This is a genomic window from Kribbella caucasensis (assembly GCF_004361855.1).
GTDB lineage: Bacteria > Actinomycetota > Actinomycetes > Propionibacteriales > Kribbellaceae > Kribbella > Kribbella caucasensis.
In genome coordinates this window covers 157,138-175,046 of record NZ_SNWQ01000012.1, presented here as the reverse complement: position 1 = coordinate 175,046, position 17,909 = coordinate 157,138, and the positions used below count along the sequence as shown (strand labels likewise).

15 protein-coding genes and 1 pseudogene are annotated in these 17,909 nt (G+C 68.0%); 2 read left to right on the top strand and 14 right to left on the bottom strand.

What is annotated here, in order from left to right; genetic code table 11:
• Nucleotides 1-18: 18 nt before the first annotated feature.
• The 4 genes from EV643_RS24465 to EV643_RS24450 form a co-directional block, all read right to left on the bottom strand.
• Nucleotides 19-2,262 carry a hypothetical protein gene (locus tag EV643_RS24465; RefSeq protein ID WP_238165766.1) on the bottom strand — a complete coding sequence of 748 codons (2,244 nt, stop codon included), beginning with the start codon at nucleotides 2,260-2,262 and terminating at the stop codon, nucleotides 19-21.
• A gap of 29 nt (nucleotides 2,263-2,291) precedes the next feature.
• Nucleotides 2,292-2,720 carry an SRPBCC domain-containing protein gene (locus EV643_RS24460; protein WP_133802463.1) on the bottom strand — a complete coding sequence of 143 codons (429 nt, stop codon included), beginning with the start codon at nucleotides 2,718-2,720 and terminating at the stop codon, nucleotides 2,292-2,294.
• 72 nt (nucleotides 2,721-2,792) lie between these two features.
• A complete protein-coding gene (gene metG / locus EV643_RS24455; RefSeq protein ID WP_133802462.1) occupies nucleotides 2,793-4,565 on the bottom strand; it encodes a methionine--tRNA ligase in 1,773 nt (590 codons plus the stop codon).
• A gap of 77 nt (nucleotides 4,566-4,642) precedes the next feature.
• Nucleotides 4,643-5,539 carry an NADP-dependent oxidoreductase gene (locus tag EV643_RS24450; protein WP_238165765.1) on the bottom strand — a complete coding sequence of 299 codons (897 nt, stop codon included), beginning with the start codon at nucleotides 5,537-5,539 and terminating at the stop codon, nucleotides 4,643-4,645.
• 151 nt (nucleotides 5,540-5,690) lie between these two features.
• Here EV643_RS24450 and EV643_RS45830 point away from each other — a divergent pair, with 151 nt between their 5' ends.
• Entirely contained in the window at nucleotides 5,691-6,986 is a 1,296-nt protein-coding gene (locus tag EV643_RS45830) for a LuxR C-terminal-related transcriptional regulator (protein ID WP_238165764.1), read from the top strand.
• On the opposite strand, the gene EV643_RS24440 is transcribed toward EV643_RS45830, so the two are convergent.
• The 5 genes from EV643_RS24440 to EV643_RS24420 form a co-directional block, all read right to left on the bottom strand.
• Entirely contained in the window at nucleotides 6,983-8,401 is a 1,419-nt protein-coding gene (locus tag EV643_RS24440) for an ATP-binding protein (RefSeq protein WP_133802460.1), read from the bottom strand. The two genes, EV643_RS45830 and EV643_RS24440, sit on opposite strands and share 4 nt — an antisense overlap.
• Before the next feature lie 62 nt (nucleotides 8,402-8,463).
• Nucleotides 8,464-10,029, bottom strand: coding sequence for a methionine--tRNA ligase (metG, locus tag EV643_RS24435; protein WP_133802459.1), 1,566 nt, complete (start codon nucleotides 10,027-10,029; stop codon nucleotides 8,464-8,466).
• A gap of 56 nt (nucleotides 10,030-10,085) precedes the next feature.
• Nucleotides 10,086-10,928, bottom strand: a complete 843-nt coding sequence (rsmI, locus tag EV643_RS24430) for a 16S rRNA (cytidine(1402)-2'-O)-methyltransferase (RefSeq protein WP_133802458.1) — start codon at nucleotides 10,926-10,928, stop codon at nucleotides 10,086-10,088.
• Nucleotides 10,925-11,341, bottom strand: coding sequence for a type II toxin-antitoxin system VapC family toxin (locus EV643_RS24425; RefSeq protein ID WP_133802457.1), 417 nt, complete (start codon nucleotides 11,339-11,341; stop codon nucleotides 10,925-10,927). The genes rsmI and EV643_RS24425 overlap by 4 nt, the downstream gene beginning before the upstream one ends.
• Nucleotides 11,338-11,577 (bottom strand): hypothetical protein, encoded by a 240-nt coding sequence (locus EV643_RS24420; RefSeq protein ID WP_133802456.1) that lies wholly within the window; start codon nucleotides 11,575-11,577, stop codon nucleotides 11,338-11,340. The genes EV643_RS24425 and EV643_RS24420 overlap by 4 nt, the downstream gene beginning before the upstream one ends.
• Before the next feature lie 96 nt (nucleotides 11,578-11,673).
• On the opposite strand from EV643_RS24420, the gene EV643_RS24415 reads away from it, so the two are divergent.
• Nucleotides 11,674-13,350: a dolichyl-phosphate-mannose--protein mannosyltransferase gene (locus EV643_RS24415; RefSeq protein ID WP_133802455.1), complete on the top strand. Its 1,677-nt coding sequence runs from the start codon at nucleotides 11,674-11,676 to the stop codon at nucleotides 13,348-13,350.
• Nucleotides 13,351-13,359: 9 nt separating this feature from the next.
• Here the strand turns inward: EV643_RS24415 and EV643_RS24410 are convergent, their stop codons facing one another.
• From EV643_RS24410 to EV643_RS24390, 5 genes and pseudogenes are all read right to left on the bottom strand, one after another.
• Nucleotides 13,360-14,043 (bottom strand): DUF1707 SHOCT-like domain-containing protein, encoded by a 684-nt coding sequence (locus tag EV643_RS24410; RefSeq protein ID WP_133802454.1) that lies wholly within the window; start codon nucleotides 14,041-14,043, stop codon nucleotides 13,360-13,362.
• Between the two features lie 154 nt (nucleotides 14,044-14,197).
• Complete coding sequence (locus tag EV643_RS24405; RefSeq protein WP_133802453.1) at nucleotides 14,198-15,409, bottom strand: RNA-guided endonuclease InsQ/TnpB family protein; 1,212 nt, start codon at nucleotides 15,407-15,409, stop codon at nucleotides 14,198-14,200.
• Nucleotides 15,406-15,564 (bottom strand): annotated as a pseudogene (locus EV643_RS24400) (IS607 family transposase); the annotation flags it as partial. The gene EV643_RS24405 and the pseudogene EV643_RS24400, both read right to left, overlap by 4 nt.
• Nucleotides 15,565-15,833: 269 nt before the next feature.
• Nucleotides 15,834-17,063, bottom strand: a complete 1,230-nt coding sequence (locus EV643_RS24395; RefSeq protein WP_238165763.1) for an MFS transporter — start codon at nucleotides 17,061-17,063, stop codon at nucleotides 15,834-15,836.
• Nucleotides 17,060-17,884: a Rossmann-like domain-containing protein gene (locus EV643_RS24390; RefSeq protein ID WP_133802451.1), complete on the bottom strand. Its 825-nt coding sequence runs from the start codon at nucleotides 17,882-17,884 to the stop codon at nucleotides 17,060-17,062. Before EV643_RS24390 ends, EV643_RS24395 begins: the two co-directional genes overlap by 4 nt.
• Nucleotides 17,885-17,909 lie beyond the last annotated feature (25 nt).

Sequence of the window (17,909 nt, the reverse complement as noted above, 5' to 3'; positions counted from 1 at the left end):
GCCCTCAACCACTGTGCCTCAGCGCAACCGGTAGATCCGGATATCGCTGTTCGAGTAGGCGAGTTCGAGCAATTGGTCCAGTCGCGGCGAGACCGGCCCGGCTCGCAGGTCCGCGATCACCCAGTCCACGCCGGCGTCGTTCTTCAGCATCGCGAACAGCCTCGGGTTCGGCCGCCGAACGGCATCGAGGCTCTGCTGCAACCGATCCGGCCAGGGCGACGGCTGGGTCAGGAAGCTGAACTGGTTCTGCGTCGCCTCCAGGTTCGCCGGGGCATACGCCCAGCCCCCGAGGTACTGCTGGACTCCGCTCAACCCGGAGACCCAGAACGCGTCGTCGGGACACCCACGCCGGTACGGCGCCGGCATGCAGAACACGTTGCTCACCGCCACATCACCGCGTTGGGCGTTCTGCCGCAACCAGATCATCGCCTCCTGCTCGGCGGCGGTCAGATAGGTGCGGTCGTTCTTGTCCGCGACCACGGGCTGGTGCGTGACCGCGTGGTACAGGTTGCGGCCGAAGACAACCACCTGGTTGGGCAGCGCGGCCGCGATCACCACCGCGATCACCTGTAGCAGAACCAGCGACCTGGACCGGTTCTTGGTCAGCACGATGATGATCACCGCTGCCACCGCGACCAGCTGAGCCGGCAGCAGCAGCGCGACGTACGCCCGGACCACCGGCGTCACCACATCCGTCACCTCGAACCAGAACAGCCGCGTCAACATCGCCACCCCGAACGCCGCGCCGGCCGCCGCCAGGATCGGTCGCCAGCGCGTCGTCTCGTCGATCAGCGTCGACGCGACCGCGACCGCGCCGACCACGCCGAGCGCCGTCACGGTCCGGAGGAAGTGGAACTCCGAGTAACCCGTGTGCGAGAACACCAACGTGATCGTGGTCCCCGCCGCGACACAACCGGCCACCCACCAGTACGCCGGATCGCGCCGCGCCGGGCTCGTCGCCGTACCGAGCAGCGAGAGCAGTCGCGCCGAGTTGAGCAGCAGGTAGTACCCGACCAGGATCGCCGCGAACCACAGCAATCGCTCCTCACCCGTCGCCACCGTCGGCAGCACCCAGCCGCCGGTCGCCGGGAATGACTTGTCGCCAGTCACCGTCTGGTAGAACGGCAGCGCCCGCAGCGACGCCAGCAACTGGATCCGGCTGCCACCCGTACTGCCGGTCAAAGCGAACGTCGTGGCGAGGAAGAACCCGCCACCCGCCAGCGCACCGATGACGACGATCCGCCACGGCAACCGCCGCTCGCGGATCCAGGCGAACAGACCGACGACGGCGGCCCCGGCCAGCATGATCGGCAGCACCGTCGGTTTGGTCCCGGTGGCAAGCCCGATCATCAGCGCCATCGCGATCCACACCCCGGGCGTGGCCTGTTTCCGCAGGATCAACACGGTCGGCCCGACCAGCCCGAGCATCACCAGGGCGGCCAGCGCACCAGTCGGCCCTTGCACAACCTGCGCGGGCGAGGCGTCCGCGTACCCCGCGAGCTGCAACGTGCCCGGCAGTACTCCGGTCAGCGTGCCCGCGACGGCGCCGACCCAGGTCTTCCCGGTCAACGCCTCCCCTGCCGCCCAGCCGGCCACCACCAGGCTGATCACGAACGTGAGCTGCCAGTGGTGCATCAGCACGTGCGACGGATCCGCGTTCGCCATCACCGACTGGGCGGCGATCGAGGCGTTGGGGAACCAGTGGTAGATCAATGGTTCGCCGAGGACCGACGGATCCGGCGGCGTAACGTCGTGCCGCAGGACCTGCACCAGGCCGAGCTGGTACCAGAAGTCCTGGTGCCGGTCGAAGGCGGTCGGCGGCAGCGGCCAGGCGCGCAACAGCCCAACCGTGGTCCGCAGAGTCGCCAGCAGCAGGCAGGCCACCATCACCAGGTGCCACCAGCCTGGTGCCGGCCGTTCCGGGCCACGCGCCAGATGCCGCCTGAGCCGCGGCACCGCGAGGAACGTCAGCAGGAAGAACAGCACCCCAAGCCACTGCAGCCGCGGTACGCCGAGTGCGGTGAAGACAGCCCACACGGCCAGCTGCCAGCAGAGTCCGAGAACCGCTCCGAACCCCAGGTCCTGAGGCACCGATCGGCTCCCGACCAGCGCCCGCCAGAGCAACACCCCCGGCACGAGCACGGACAGGAACCAGGTGATCAAGTAACGGATGGACTCCGTGACCGGATCCCCGACTCCGGCCAGCATCAGCACCACCGCGAGCGGGACGGTCAGCCAGACTCCGGCCCGGATCGCCTGCACCGAGGCAGCTTAACGAACCCCCGAACGTGTCAACCGCGCTCGGCGGCCTCCTTGACGCCATTGACAAGCATCTCCCACATACCGCGGGAGTGCTCGGCCTCCTCCTCGCTGGCGTTGTTGTCCTGGCTGAGCGACAGACGCGTCTTCTCGCCTCTGTCTTCCAGCTCGTAGGTGAGGGTGTGGTAGTTCTCGGGCGTGTCGGGCTGACCGCCGAGTGGGCTGTAGTGCGTCACCTTGAGCAACCGGCCTGGTTCGACCTCGAGGATCTCGCCCTTGTCCTCGTACGGCTTGCCCTCGTACTCACCCGTCCAGGTGATCGGGCTGCCCGGCTGCCAATCGGTCTGTACGTCGGCCCCGAACATGAACTTCCGGATCTGCTCCGGATCGGTCAGTACGTCCCACACGTGCTTCGGCGACGCACTGATCTCCGTAACCGCCGTTGCGACGTATCCGGTCATTTGGTCTCAACTCCTGTCAGTCGATGCTTCGACCGTACGACCGCGTTCCGCTGGCTGTCTTGTAGAAAGGCGTCACGCCAGGCGGGCGAGCTCCTCGTCGACCACGGAGGGGGCGAGCTTGGCGAACACCGGTGACGGAGTCCGTACCGGCGTCCCCGGTACGACGGGACGCGAGGCCCACGTGGTCTCGGCGGAGTAGTCGCCCGTGATCACCGGGTAACCGGGCCCGCCGTCGAGGTCGGCGACCTCACGGATCTCTGGCTGGTCGGTGAAGGAACCCGTCCCGCCAAGAGTCTCGTGGATCCGCTGGGCCGAGTGCGGCAAGAACGGCGCGAGCAGACGGTTGCAGTCGGCAACCACTTGGGCGGCGACATGCAGGATCGTGCCCTTCCGCTGAATGTCTGACTCCTTCCACGGCGCCTGCTGCGACAGGTACTGGTTCGCGTCGGCTGCGACTCGCAGACCCTCCGAGATCGCCTGCTTGAGCCGGTGGTTCCCGAGGTGCTCCCCGACCGGACCGAACGACTCCCGACTGCGCCTGAGCAACTCGTGATCGGCGTCGGTCAGCTCGTGAGCGGCCGGGATCGCGCCGAAGTTCTTCGCGATCATCGAGGCGGTCCGGTTCACCAGATTGCCCCAGGTGCCGACCAGTTCGTCGTTGTTCCGGCGGACGAACTCGGACCAGGTGAAGTCGGTGTCCTGCGTCTCGGGCCCGGCGACCGAGATGAAATAGCGCAACGCGTCCGCGCCGTACCGCTCCAGCACGTCGCGGACGTAGATCACCACCGACCGGGACGAGGAGAACTTCCGCCCTTCCATCGTGAGGAACTCACTGCTCACCACTTCGGTCGGCAGATTCAGTACGCCGTACGGGCCGGGCGTCCCACCGCGCGCCCCGCGACCGGCGTACCCGAGCAGCTCGGCGGGCCAGATCTGCGCGTGGAAGGTGATGTTGTCCTTGCCCATGAAGTACGACGAGCGCGCGGCCGGGTCGCACCACCAGGCGCGCCACGCGTCTGGATCGCCGCTGCGCCGGGCCCACTCGATCGACGCCGACAGGTAACCGATGACGGCGTCGAACCAGACGTACAAGCGCTTGTTCGGGTTGTCCTCCCAACCCGGCAGCGGGACCGGGATACCCCAGTCGATGTCCCGGGTCATCGCCCGCGGCCGGACGTCGTCGAGCAGGTTGAGCGCGAACTTGAGCACGTTCGGCCGCCAGCCGGTCCGGGTCTGCAACCAGGAGCCGAGGGTGTCCGCGAGGGCCGGTAGGTCGAGGAAGAAATGCTCGGTCTCGACGAAGACCGGCGTCTCACCGTTGATCCGGCTGCGCGGGTTCCGCAGCTCGATCGCGTCCAGCTGGTTGCCGCAGTTGTCGCACTGGTCACCCCGCGCCGCGTCGTACCCGCAGATCGGGCACGTGCCCTCGATGTAGCGGTCCGGCAGGGTGCGCCCAGTGGACGGCGAGATCGCCCCCATCGCGGTCTTCGTGACGAGATATCCGTTGCGGTGAACGGTTTTGAACAACTCCTGCGCCACCGCGTAATGGTTGCGGGTGGTCGTCCGGGTGAACAGGTCGTAGGACAACCCGAGTCCTTGCAGGTCCTCGACGATCACCCGGTTGTACCGATCCGCGAGCTCCTGCGGGCTGACCCCGTCACGCTCGGCCTGCACCAGAATCGGCGTACCGTGCTCGTCCGTCCCCGACACCATCAGCACGTCGTTCCCGGCCATCCGCTGGTACCGCGCGTAGACATCCGCCGGAACCCCGAACCCCGAGACATGCCCGATATGCCGAGGCCCGTTCGCATACGGCCAGGCAACGGCAGCAAGAACGTGCACCATGCGCTCGACTGTAGAACCGCTGGGTCCTGCCCGGCGACCGCTTTGTTGCCGCGGTCGCCGGGGATGCCGCGCTCGGGTCAGGGAACGATGATCAGTTTGCCCTTGGCGTGGCCGGATTCGCTGAGTTCCTGGGCCTTTGCGGCGTCGGCGAGGGCGAAGGTGTCGGCGATGCGGACGCTGAGTTTGCCGTCGGCGATGAGCTGGAGCTGCTCGGTCAGGCCGGCCGCGCTGACCTCGGGCGGGGTGCCGCCGTACGAGACCGCGACGCCGAGCTCGCCGCCGGCCATGTCGGCGATCGTGACGATCCGGTCGGTGCCGCCGCGGAGTTCGATCGAGTCGGGCAGGGCGCCCTGTCCGGCCGTGTCGTAGACGGCGTCGATGCCCTGCGGGGCCACCTTGCGGACTCGGTCGACCAGGCCGTCGCCGTACTCGACCGGGGTCGCGCCGAGTGAGCGGAGGTAGTCGTGGTTCGCGGGCGACGCAGTACCGATGACGGTGGCACCGAGGGCGACGGCGAGCTGGGTCGCGACCGCGCCGACCCCACCGGCGGCACCGTGCAGCAGGAGGGTCTCGCCGGACTTGAGGCCGAGCTCGCGCAGGACCCGCTGGGCGGTCTCGCCGACGGCAGGCAGACCGGCGGCCTGCTGCCAGTCGACCTCGGCCGGCTTGCGGACGACGTTGCCGGCCAGCGCGTACTCGGCGTACGAGCCGGTCGCGGCCCAGCCGACCACCTCGTCGCCGACCGCGAACTCCGCACCCTCGCCCACCTCGTCGACGACGCCGGCCAACTCGAGGCCGGGGACGGCTGGGAAGGAGGTCGCCAGCATGCCCTCCATCCAGCCGCGCCGGATCTTGTAGTCCATCGGGTTCACGCCGGCCGCCCGGACCGCGATCCGGACCTGGCCGGGCCCTGGCCGGGGTACGTCGAGCTCACGCGTCCGGAGCACCTCGGGACCACCGAATTCATCGAACACGACCGCTTGCACCGCTGCCTCCAGAAGGACGATTGATTGAGGCTTGAATCATGCGGTGGGCTCAGCTGTTCCCGGCTGGCCTTTCGGGTAGTTGTCCACCGGCCGAAAGACCGGGTCGGGTGGATGTGTCAACCGACGTACATTGGGTGGCATGCCGTCATCGGGTGTCATGCCGTCCTCGCAGCCCGCCGCCCTGCTGTCGATCGCGGCTCGCCTGCTGCCGGTGAAGCCGCCCGAGATGATCAATGAGCTCTCCGAGGCGCTTGGCAAGCTGATCCCGCACCGCGCGGTCGCCCAGCTGTCCACCCAGTGCGCGATGTCGCCGGTGGGCGCGGCCGGCGATCCGGCCATCGCGAAGGTGATCACCGGTGCCGAACTGGCCCCGTTCCTCGGGTCGGTGGTGGCTGGTCAGCCATGGGTCGGTGACGCGCCGATCGGCGGTTCGGACCACCCGGTGCTGGCCATCGCCAGTGATCACACGCCACGCGGATCGGTCCTGGTCTTCGTGCTCACTCCGGGCTCAACCGTGTCGGCCGAGCTGATCGAACTCGTGCAGGCGCTGTGGGACGTCGTGACCGCGCACTTCTACCGGCTCACGATGGAGATCGAGCCCAGCGCCCTGCAGCAGTCCCGGGCGGTCGCGATCGCCAAGGCCGGGATCGCGGCCGAACTCAGCGAGGCCCACACCGCCACGCTCGCGTCGCTTCTCGGCGTACTGCGCAACCGCCAACTGGAGGACGTGCCGGCCCGGGCGATGGCGGTCGAACTGGCCCTCAACGCGTTGGTCGAGCTGCGCACCGAATCCCAGCGGGACCGCTCGGATGCCGGTGAGGAACCGGCGCGCCGGGCCTTCCAACGGCTCGCCGACTCGCTCCGCACGCTGTTGCGTCATACCTCGATCGAACTGGAACTGGATGCCCCGGGCAACGACCGACTGCTGCCCGCCGAAGTCGCCCACTCCGCCCGCGCGGCCGGCCGGGCCGTCGTCCTGGCCATGCTCAGGCAGGACGGTGTACGCCGGATCCGGGTCGGCTGGCGAGACGACGCCGGCGGCCTGCAGGTGTCCTTACGCGACGACGGCCCCGGCATTCTCACCGACGACCTCGATCTCGGCCAGATCGCCGAACGCCTCCGCGCCCAGGGCGGCCGCGTCGACGTCGACGCCGTCCCCGGCTGGGGCCTGACGATCCGGATCACCTTCAAGACCACCACCCCGCCCACCCTCGGCAGAACCACCACCACCGCCGAGCCGTTCGCCGCGCTAGGCAGCCGCGAACTGGAGGTCCTGGAGCGCCTCGCCCAAGGTCACCGCAACCGCACCATCGCCGACCACCTGCACATCAGCGAGTCCACGGTGAAGTTCCACGTCGCCAACATCCTCACCAAGCTCTCCGTAACCACCCGAACCGAAGCCGCCGCCCTCTACCACGCAACGGCCACCGCCTAGACGCGCCAGGCTTTCAACAGATCGGCTGGGCCGTACGCCGCCTGGAGACCACTGCAACTGACGCCGCTCCGGGAGACCGCGACAAGCGGAACAGGATCGTCGGTCAGCGCCGCTCGATGCTTCTGGAGGGCTGCCAGGTCATGCTTGTCGAAGCGGCTCTTCTCCAACCACTTGATCGAACCGAGGAACAGCAGCTCCTTGGCCACCGGCGCCCGGTCGGCACCGACCAGATCGATCTCGACGTCGTTGCTCCGCGTCCAGTAGCCACCGACGACCGGCGCCGCGGGCAACTCGTCATCGGGCAGCAGCCGGAGCAGGGACTCGCGGACCAGTGGTTCCACCGCCCGGCCACGCCAGCTGGTCCAGTGCTCCTCGATCCGGGCCAGCGTCAGATCCCCACGAAGACGCTCGATCTCCGCCATGTGCGGGTCGATGAAGGTCAGCCAGAAGCGGAGATACGGATCGGCCACCCGATAACGGCGTTCCTTGGAGGGCCGCAGCGAGACGGGCAGCTCGGAGACCACCACCCGCTTGTCGATCAGTACCTGGACCGCCCTGGTCAGGCTGGTGTGAGCGAGTCCGCCGGCCGCCCGCGCGATGTTGCTAAAGGTCCGCTCGCCGGTGCCGATCGCACGGAGTACGTCACCGCCAAGCGCATGAGCCGGAAACTCGGCCGCCAGTGAGCGTTCGGCGGACACCAGCAGCGCCGAGGTCGGATCCGCCAGCGAAGAACTCAGGAACTCCCGGAGCGAGGCGCCCGGTTTCCAGTCCCGGCAGACCAGCGGCAGACCACCGGTGACCAGGGCGGCGTCGAACGCGGCAGGCGGCTGCAGGTCGAGCATCGTGGCCAGGTCGGCCGGGGTCAGCGGCCCGACCACCATCTCCCGGCCACGCTGATGGAACGGCCGGTCGTAGCTGTTCAGCGCCTCCATCATCGACAGGTCGGAGCCGACAAGAAGCAGCAGCACCGGCTTACGGCTGAGCAGCCGATCCCACGCACGCTGCAGCACGCCTTCGAACGCGTCCACCCGATCCATCAGATAGGGGACCTCGTCCAGCACGAGCACGCTCGGCCGATCCTCCGGGAGCAGATCCGTGAGCAGCCGGAACGCCGCACTCCACTGAGTGGGCGACTCCTCGGCGTACACCTCGCGATCCGGCAGGGTCGAGGTAGCCACCACCTCCGCCAGTTCGACCAGTTCGTCCTCGGCGGACCGACCGGCCGCGGTGAAGAACACAGCCGGTACGTCGGCCGTCCGGAGGAACTCTTCGACCAGGCTGGACTTGCCGACCCGCCGACGGCCGCGGATCAGCACGCATTCGCCAGGCTGGGCGGAGTCCGAAGCAGCCCCAATCCGGTCGAGCGCCTCCGTCAGCACCCGCAGCTCGCGGTCACGCCCGATGAAACGGCGCAAAACGCCTCCCCGAGAAACTCCCAATCAGGATAGTATCACCGATGATACTATCCTGATAGATACTATTCTTCGGTTAGGCGGGGGAAGAGGGCTTCGCCCTTGGTGAGGGTGGTGCCTGGGGGGAGTTGGGCCCAGGTGCCGGTGGATTGGATGGGCTGGTCGGATAGGGGGCCGAGTTTGGGTTCGGCGCCTAGCAGGGTCCAGAGTTTGGCGGCGGTCTTCGGCATCGTCGGGTTGTGCAGGACCGCGACAGCGCGCAGTACCTCGGCTGCCGTGTAGAGGATGGTCGCGAGGCGGTCGCGCTGAGCTTCGTCCTTCGCCACCTTCCACGGCTCCTGCTCGGAGACGTAGCCGTTCACCGCGCCGACCAGCTCGTTGATCGCGGCCAGCGCGTCGTGGAAGGCGAGCGAGTCGATCGCGGTGTCCGCGGCCGCCACCGTCTCGGCCAGCTTGTCGGCGAGCGCCTGCTCGGCCGGGCCGTGATCGACCGGCTCGGGCAGCACGCCGTCGAAGTACTTGCCGACCATCGCCGCGATCCGGCTGGCCAGGTTGCCGAGGCCGTTGGCGAGTTCGGAGGTGTAGACCGCGTTCAGGTGCTCCCAGGAGAAGGAGCCGTCGGAGCCGAACTGGATGGTGCGGAGGAAGTAGTACCGGAACGCGTCGGAGCCGAAGTGGTCGGTGATCTCCTTCGGCGCGATCGCGGTCAGCTTGGACTTGCTCATCTTCTCGCCGCCGACCAGCAGCCAGCCGTGCGCGAACACCTGCCGCGGTACGGCGAGACCCGCGGCCATCAGCATGGCCGGCCAGATCACCGCGTGGAACCGGAGGATGTCCTTGCCGACCAGGTGGACGTCGACCGGCCAGAGCTGCTCGAACCGCTCCGGATCCGTCCCGTACCCGGCCGCGGTGACGTAGTTGAGCAGCGCGTCGATCCAGACGTAGAGCACGTGCTCCTCGTCCCACGGCACCGGGATACCCCAGTCGAAGGTGGACCTCGTGATCGACAGGTCCTGCAGGCCCTGCTTGACGAACGAGATCACCTCATTGCGAGCACTCGCGGGCGCCACGAAGTCCGGTTGCGTCTCGTAGAGGTCCAGCAGCCGGTCGGCGTACGCCGAGAGCCGGAAGAAGTAGTTCGTCTCCGAGACCGTCTCCAGTTCGGTGCCGTGGATCATGCACCGCTGGGTGCCGTCGTCGTCGGTCCGGATGTCGGCCGGCAGCTTGAACTCCTCGCAACCGACGCAGTACAGCCCCTCGTACTCGCCCTTGTAGACGTCACCCTTGTCGTACAGCGTCTGCCAGAACTCCCGGACCCGCTCGGTGTGCCGCTTCTCGGTGGTCCGGATGAAGTCGTCGTACGCGATGTCGACGTCGACCCAGGCCGGCTTCCAGGCCTCCTCGACCAGCTTGTCGGTCCACTCCTGCGGCGACATGCCCTGGGCCTGCGCGCTGCGCATCACCTTTTCGCCGTGCTCGTCGGTACCGGTCAGATACCACTTGCGCTCGCCGCGCTGGGCGTGCCAACGGGTCAGGACGTCCCCGGCCACCGTCGTGTACGCGCTGCCGATGTGCGGCGCGGCCGTGACGTAATAGATCGGGGTGGTGGCGTAAAAGGCCTTCTCGGACATACGGAAAGGGTAGTGGGCCGGGGCTAGTGCAAATTACTTCCCCACCCCGGTCTGGGCTATTTCCCCGGGGCGCGGGCGGCCAGGACGGCGTCGTACACCGTTCGCTTCGGGACGCCGAACCGCTTGGCCACGTCCGCGATCGCCTGCTTCCTCGGCGTACCGGCCTCCTCGTCGGTGGCGACCTCGATGGCGAGCTCCTCGGGGGTGAGGATCCGGGTCCGCTCGGCGCCGGCCACGACCACGGTGATCTCGCCCCGCACTCCGTCGGCGGCCCACTCGGCCAGCTCGGCGACCGGGCCGCGCTTGACCTCCTCGTACGTCTTGGTCAGCTCCCGGCAGACCGCCGTACGACGATCCGCGCCGAACGCGTCGGCCATCGCCTGGAGCGACGCGGCGAGCCGGTGCGGCGCCTCGAAGAACACCATCGTCCGGCGCTCGTCGGCCAGCTCCTTCAGGTACGTCGTCCGCTCGCCCGGCTTGCGCGGCAGGAACCCCTCGAACGTGAACCGATCCACCGGCAGCCCGGACAGCGCCAATGCCGTCAACACCGCCGACGGCCCCGGCACCGCGGTCACGTCGACTCCGGCCTCGATCGCCGCGGCCACCAAGCGATACCCCGGGTCCGAAACACTCGGCATCCCCGCGTCCGTCACCACCACCACGGTCAGCCCTTGCAGCAGCGCATCCACAAGCTCCGCGGTCCGCTCCCTCTCATTCCCCTCGAAGAAGCTGGTCACCCGGCCCTTGACCGTGATCCCCAGCTCCCCCGTCAACCGCCGCAACCGCCGCGTATCCTCCGCCGCGACAACATCCGCCTCCCCCAACACCTCCCCCAACCGAGGCGACGCATCCCCCACATCCCCGATCGGCGTCCCCGCCAAGATCAATCGCCCGCTCATGGCAGGAGGACGAACGACGAAGTGTGACGTGGGCGGACAACGCTGAAGTCACGCCGGTCCAGCGTCGCGATCTCCCGCGCGCCAAGCTCTTCCGCGATTGCCACCACCGAGGCGTCGGCCAGACCGAGAGGAAGGTCGGCATACTTGTCCATCAGCTCGGCGATCCGCTCCAGTGCCAAGTCACATTCGGCGACTGTGAAGTCGCCTGCGGCAAGAGACCTCACGAAGTCGGCCTCGACCTTGGCTCCTGCCTCACGCTGAATCAGGTAGCACGCCTCCGGAATAACGAAGCTCGGCACGACCAGCCGTTCACCGTTCAGATGAGCCGAGGTGAACATATCAACGCATGCACGGTGGTCTTCGTCCGTAGAGAGGGCAGCGGCTACCAGCGGTCCGGTATCGACGACGATCACTGGCGGCGGCCGAGCTCGTCTCGCAGAATCTCCTCGCTTCGCCTCGCGATGTCGGGGCTGCTCCCCGCCGCTGCACCAAACCACGACGGGGGCCACGGCCGGGCTTCAGCCGCACTGCGTCGACGCATCGCCAGCCGATGCCGCAAGATCGCGCGCATGTCCGAAACCAGCTCCGCGGCGGCGTCGTCCGGGAGCTCGTCGATCATGGCGTGCAGCTCTTCTCGTGGCGTGCTCATGTCACTCAGTGTAGAAGGTCTGGCCGGCGATTTTCGGTTGTCCACAGATACCGCTGCAGTCATGCCGGGAGGCGGTGGTACACCTGGCTCCGTACCATGGCGGGCGTGACTGCTGTGATCGAGGATGAGGCCGCGGGGTTAGATGCGGCGCGGAGCGTGGACGCCGGGGAGCGGGAGCGGCTCGGGCGGGACGCGTTCGGGCGCCGGTTGCCACCGTTGAAGGAGCGGCTGTATCCGCCGATGCCGCGCGATTTCGACAGCGGCTGGATCGCCACTCTGGCGATCACGGCGTTCGCCGCGATCCTGCGGTTCTGGAACGTCGGCAACCCGGTGAAGTTCGTCTTCGACGAGACGTACTACGCCAAGGACGCGTTCTCGCTGCTCAAGTTCGGCTACGCGCGGCAGTTCATCGACAAGCCGGAGGGCGCCGCGGACAAGGCGATCCTGGCCGGCAACCTGGACGTGTTCAAGGACACCCCGAGCCTGACCGTGCACCCCGAGGTCGGCAAGTGGATGATCGCGGCCGGCGAGCAACTGTTCGGGATGAACACTTTCGGCTGGCGGTTCATGCCGGCCCTGTTCGGCTCGCTGACCGTACTGCTGCTGATCCGGACGGTCCGGCGGATGTCCCGGTCCACCCTGATCGGCTGCATCGCCGGCCTGCTGCTCGCGGTGGACGGCCTGCACTTCGTGATGTCCCGGGTCGCGCTGCTCGACATCTTCCTGGCCTTCTGGCTGGTCGCCGCGGTCTCCTGCCTGGTCGCCGACCGGGACTGGACCCGCCGCCGGCTGGCCGAGTCCCCGGATCTCGGCGGCAAGCTCGGCCGCTGGATGCTGCTGCGGCCGTGGCGGCTCGCGGCCGGCGTGTGCTTCGGGCTCGCGCTCGGCACCAAGTGGAGCGCGGTCTGGGTGATGGCCGGGTTCGGCCTGCTCGTGTTCGCCTGGGATCTGGGCGCGCGCCGGGCACTCGGCGTACGGCACGCGTTCTGGAAGTCGGCGGCGGTGGACGGCTTCCCGGCGTTCCTCAGCATCGTGCTGGTCGCGATCGTCACGTACACCGCGACCTGGACCGGCTGGCTGCTGCATGACAACGCCTACGACCACGACTACGCCTCGAAGAACCCGGCGACCGGCGTGATGAAGATCGTCCCGGACGACTTCCGATCGCTGATCCACTATCACGAGGAAGTGCTCGCCTTCCACACCGGCGACTACATCAAGAACGCCACCCACCCGTACTCGTCGCACCCGGCCGGCTGGCCGATCATCGCCCGCCCGATCGGCTTCGACGCGGTCAACGACATCAAGCCCGGCACCGGCGGCTGCGAAGCACCGGCCGGGACGAACTGTCTCTCGGTGATCTCCGCCCTCGGTACGCCGCTGCTGTGGTGGGGCGGCGCGCTCGCCCTGCTCGCCGCCGCAGTGCTGTGGATCGGCCAACGGGACTGGCGCTTCGGCATACCGATCATCGGTTTCGCCACCTGCTGGGCGCCGTGGTTCTTCTTCGACGACCGGCCGATCTTCTTCTTCTACGCGGTGACGATGATCCCGTTCACCGTGATGGCGTTGTCTCTCGTCCTCGGCAAGATCCTCGGGCCGGCCCGCCTCGGCCGGCAGAGTTCGACCTCACGGCGGCTGATCGGCAGCGCGGTCGTCGGCGCCTTCGTCGTGTTGGTGGTGGTGAACTTCGCCTACATCTGGCCGATCCTCACCGACCAGGTCCTCCCGCACCCCGACTGGCTGAACAGAATGTGGTTCAAGTCCTGGATCTGAGCCGTACGGTCAGTGGCCCAACTGACCGTGTCCGTGTGGGTTATGCGGTCCCTTGCGCTTCTTCGGCTTACTGACCTGGGCGCCGACCCCGCCGAAGAGCGCCAGTCCCTTGAGGACGACCACCGGCGCCGTCGGATCGATCTCCTTGGCCCCGCGACCGCCGAAGCCGCCGAAGATCCCGGCGCCATGGGTGCGGACCTCGACACCTTCCGGCACCGTGATGTCGATCCCACCGAAGATCGCGAACGCGTAGACGGTGACCTCACGCCCCTCGAACACCGCATCCGTCATGTCCAGGTCGTACCCGCCGAACAGGGCGAGCGCGTTCGTCCGCCGCTTCACCCGCCAGCGGCCCTTCCGCTCACCGCCGCCGAAGATGCTGACCACCGTGTCGAAGCTGTCCGCCGGATTGGCCAGCTCCTCGATCGGTACGACGCCCGTCCCGGGCGTGGGTACGGGCGCGGCCGCCGCCCGGCGGAACTGCTGACCCGGTACGACGAGGTCCTGGGTGATCGGCTCCAGTTCGCCGAGGGTGCGCGCGCTCAACGTCTGCTCGAGCCGGTCGGCGTGTTCGTCCTGGGTCAGCCGCCCGGCCATCAACGCGTCCCGCAGAACCTCGACCACCTGGTCGCGGTCCTCGTCGGACGCGCGCAGGTGCGCATGCGGATTGGAAGGCTCGGGCAGGTTGTCCATAAGACGGAACGATAACCGTTGAGTGAGTCTCAGCGATGTTCTCGCTTCGGCTCTTCCTGCTTCGCTGACCGCTGCCAACTCCGGAGAGAGGTCTTATGTGGTCTCCACGGGCGTTTCGGTTCTCCGGGCAACTTCCCGGCGAGGTCGTTCTTGTTCAGTCCGTGAGCATCGCGGCGAGCAGGTTGCCCGCCGCGTTCTCGTCCCGGTCGTGCAGGACGCCGCAGCCGGGACACCCCCAGGTGCGGTCCGCGAGGACCAGGGCGCGGTTGATGCCTCCACAGTCCCCGCACGTTTTGGACGACGGGAACCAGCGGTCGGCTTTCCATACGGTCGAGCCGTACCATTCGGCCTTGTAGTCCAGTTGGCGAACGAACTCGCCGAACCCGGCATCACTGACGGCACGGGCGAGCCGGCGGTTCTTCACCATGCCCTTGACGTGCAGGGTCTCCACCGCGATGGCGGACTTGGTTCTCGTCAGCCTCGTAGTGGTCTTGTGCAGAAAATCCCGCCGCCGGTCGGCCACCTTCAGATGGAGTCGGCCGACACGGGTGCGGGCCCTGGCCCGGTTCTTGGAGTCCTCCGCGGTGCGGGCGAGCTTGCGGTTGGCGCGCTTCAACGCGCGCTGTGCGGCCTTGAGTGGTTTGGGGGCATGGATCTCCTCGGTAGTGCTGTCACTGTTCTTGATAACGGCGAACGTCTTCAGGCCCAGGTCGATACCACACGCGGGAGCCTCGGCATCGGCCTGACGATCCTTGTTGATGTCGTCCCGGTCCACCTCGATCTGGAACGAAATCCACCAGCGCCCGGCCTGCTCCCGGACAGTGGCACCCAGGATCCGTGCCTGGCCTGTTGCGATCCGGCCGGTGAGCCAGGACATGTCCTCACGCGTTGCGACATCGCCGACGGCGGGCAGGCGCACGGTGCGGGCATCCCGCGGCTTGGCCCGGTCGGCGTCGTAGCGGAACCGGGAGCCGTGCTTGCGCTTCCGCCACGAGGGAAAGCCCATCCTCGCGCCCCGGCGTACGCCCTGCTTCGACTTGAGATAGTTGGAGAACCCGGCGGCACGAACCCGGCACGCCTCCTTCGGGACACGGGAGGACAGCTTGTTCTCGGCGAACCACGGGAACCGCTTGGGGTGGGCCGCGCGCCACTCCTTCTCCAGCGCGGGGGCCGACCACGGCACCTTGGTCAGGTCATCTCCGGTGACGCCGTAGGACTCCTCCGCCTTGCGCTGCGACCACTTCTTGCGGACCGTCTCCAGGCAGAAGTTCTCCACCACCCGCGACAGTCCGCAGTGCCGGCCCATGACGACGGCCTGCCCGGGGTCGGGAGCGAGTTCAAACCTGATGCCTTGCTTGTGACTCACGCGCCCTCACCCGCCACAGCGGCGAGCGCCTTCTTCGACCGCTTCCCGGCGGCGCGCTTGCCGTACATGCGGGCGCAGAACAAGGTGAGCACGTCGGTCATGTCGCGCACCAGATCGTCTTCGACTTCACCTTCGTCCACGACCCGCACGGTACGGAGTACCTCGGCCGCGGTGAGCCCTGACAAGTCTCCTTCGAACATGCACCGATCTTATCGAACATATGTTCGAGTTATCAAATCGGCGTCGCTGACCTCGCCTTATTTGCAGGAAGAAGGCCCGCCATCGACACCTGCCGGTTGTGACCTCGCCAGGCGCGGCCGGTTACAGGCTCCAGTGTCGGCCGTGGCGATGGCCGTTGACGTGCGCCTTGGCGCTATCGGCCACAGCAGGGCTCGACCCCGGCGTCGCGTTTGCATGAAGGGGATCATCCCGGTGAGCGGCGTACGCGCAGAGACAGCAGAACGGCGAGCAGGGTGATGACGGTGAAGGTGAGCGCCGTGCCGGGGTAGCCGCCCAGGCCGAGGCCGAGACCTCCGAGGGCGGCGCCGAGGAACGTCCCGAGGCTCATCCCCGCCGCGTTGACGCTGAGCGCGGACCCACGGAGATCCCCGCTACGACGGACCAACAGCGTGGTCACGCAGGCCGCGATGGTCGCGTGGCTCGCACCCATCAGTGCGGTCAGCAACAGCGTCAGCGGAAGCGTCGGCGCGAAGTAGAAGCCCGCCACACTCACCAGCGCCACCCCTGCGCCGACGACCAGCATGCGCTCGGGACTGATCCAGGGGCGCTCGAGTGCGATGTACCGCCCCGCGAACAGGTTGCCCAGGAAGAACGACGCCCCGCTCAGCGACCACACCAGCGCGAACCACCCCGGCTGCAGGTCGAACTTGTCGTCATAGAAAGCGGCCAGGTACGCCAAGTACCCCATGAACGCCGCCGTCCGCAGCATCGCCACCACCAGCAACGGCACAGCCCCCGGAATCCGGGCCAGCACCCGGTACGTCGCCAGGTAACTCATCCGCTCCGCACCCTCAGCCCGCATCGGCGCCTTCCGCCCCCGCCCACGCCAGAAGAACGCGGCCGACAACGCCAGCGAAATCACCGACGCGGCCAGCAGATTCCCCCGCCAACCCCACAACAGCCCCGGTACTGCGAGGACGGGCGCGGCCAGCATCGCCATCATCGACGTGGTCGCCGAGACCAGTGTCGCCGCGCGACCGGCCGCAGCCGGCGATCGGAACCGGTCTGCCGCGGCGGCCCCGATCGACGGCGCGAGGATCGACGTCGACGCCCCGATCAGCAAGCAGAACGCGGCCAGCGCGAAGATGTTGCCGACAGCACCGAGTGCGGCCGAAACCCCCAGCAGGGCGAGGCCACACGCCGCGACCAGTTCACGGGCGAGCCGGTCGATCAGCGGGGCGAGCGCGAATCCGACGATCAGCGCCGCGAGTCCGCCGAGCCCCCGCAGCCCGCCGATCTCCGCCACCGTGCCGTCGGCCGCCGCCGCGATCGGCACCAAGTACATGCCGAACACGGTGAACGGGATCAGGCTGACCGTCGACGCCAGCAGGAACGGCCACAATCGCCGCACCATCCGCAGGTCGCCGGGCACCTGGGTCGCAGCGACCGGTGTACGAACAGCTGGGTTGCTCACGTCCGGGAATCTCCGTCCTGAGAGTGATAGCGATACAAGCTCGTCGGGCGGGAGCTGAACTGGGAAAAGGGAAACGGCTCGGCTGACAAGGCAGTGACACCCGAACCAAGAAAGGACCTCACCACGGCACTGCCGGTCTGAGCATAGACCGCCAACGCCTTCTCTTGCTCACGGCAACGACCAAGCAGGACGTCGAAACTCCCATTGCTCAAGGTCATTCCGGTCGCCACCACCGCGTCGGCGGCATCGATAACCTCCGTCATTTCGCGGGAAACCGGCAACCCCGAAGCGGTCTCGCGCAGGTTGAAGTCACAGGGCAGACAAATTCCGCCGCGAGCCGTGATCGCGTCCACCAGCGGGTTCACCACCCCGATCAGCGCGACCTTCGTCCCCTCTCCGACTTCGAGCAGCCCGGCCACCGCCGCGTCCCGGGCCCGCGCCCGCACCTCCGGCGTACCGGCGGGCAGGAAAACCTCCTCGGCACGCGAATCCGCATGATGCGGCTGGACCGACGCGAGGTAGGCATCCAACGCCGCGATCCTCACTGGCAAAGGCACCGAGCCCGAAAGCAGCGAATCCAGCGAAGCCCCGGAAGCGTCCGCACAGAAGGAAGCGTCGACCTCACCCTCCTCGAAGGAGCAGGCGCCGAACACCTCCCCGACCCGCAACAGCACGTAGCAGTTGCGATAGGTCACGTCCGCGCCCGGCAGCCGGGTCGTGTGATGCAACCAGAAGGCGCTGGTCACCGGCACCGAAGACGGCGCCGGCCCGAGCTCGCCGGCGAGAACGGACGAGGTCAGGGCAGCCACGGAAGCGGTCATGGCAGATCAGCCAGCCTTTCGGCGT

What these genes read in the sequence shown, in the direction of transcription:
- EV643_RS24460 (WP_133802463.1), bottom strand. Translation starts at nt 2,720, where the DNA reads ATGACCGGATACGTCGCAACGGCGGTTACGGAGATCAGTGCGTCGCCG.
- metG (WP_133802462.1), bottom strand. Translation starts at nt 4,565, where the DNA reads ATGGTGCACGTTCTTGCTGCCGTTGCCTGGCCGTATGCGAACGGGCCT.
- EV643_RS45830 (WP_238165764.1), top strand. Translation starts at nt 5,691, where the DNA reads ATGCCGTCATCGGGTGTCATGCCGTCCTCGCAGCCCGCCGCCCTGCTG.
- metG (WP_133802459.1), bottom strand. Translation starts at nt 10,029, where the DNA reads ATGTCCGAGAAGGCCTTTTACGCCACCACCCCGATCTATTACGTCACG.
- rsmI (WP_133802458.1), bottom strand. Translation starts at nt 10,928, where the DNA reads ATGAGCGGGCGATTGATCTTGGCGGGGACGCCGATCGGGGATGTGGGG.
- EV643_RS24420 (WP_133802456.1), bottom strand. Translation starts at nt 11,577, where the DNA reads ATGAGCACGCCACGAGAAGAGCTGCACGCCATGATCGACGAGCTCCCG.
- EV643_RS24415 (WP_133802455.1), top strand. Translation starts at nt 11,674, where the DNA reads ATGGCGGGCGTGACTGCTGTGATCGAGGATGAGGCCGCGGGGTTAGAT.
- EV643_RS24410 (WP_133802454.1), bottom strand. Translation starts at nt 14,043, where the DNA reads ATGGACAACCTGCCCGAGCCTTCCAATCCGCATGCGCACCTGCGCGCG.
- EV643_RS24390 (WP_133802451.1), bottom strand. Translation starts at nt 17,884, where the DNA reads ATGACCGCTTCCGTGGCTGCCCTGACCTCGTCCGTTCTCGCCGGCGAG.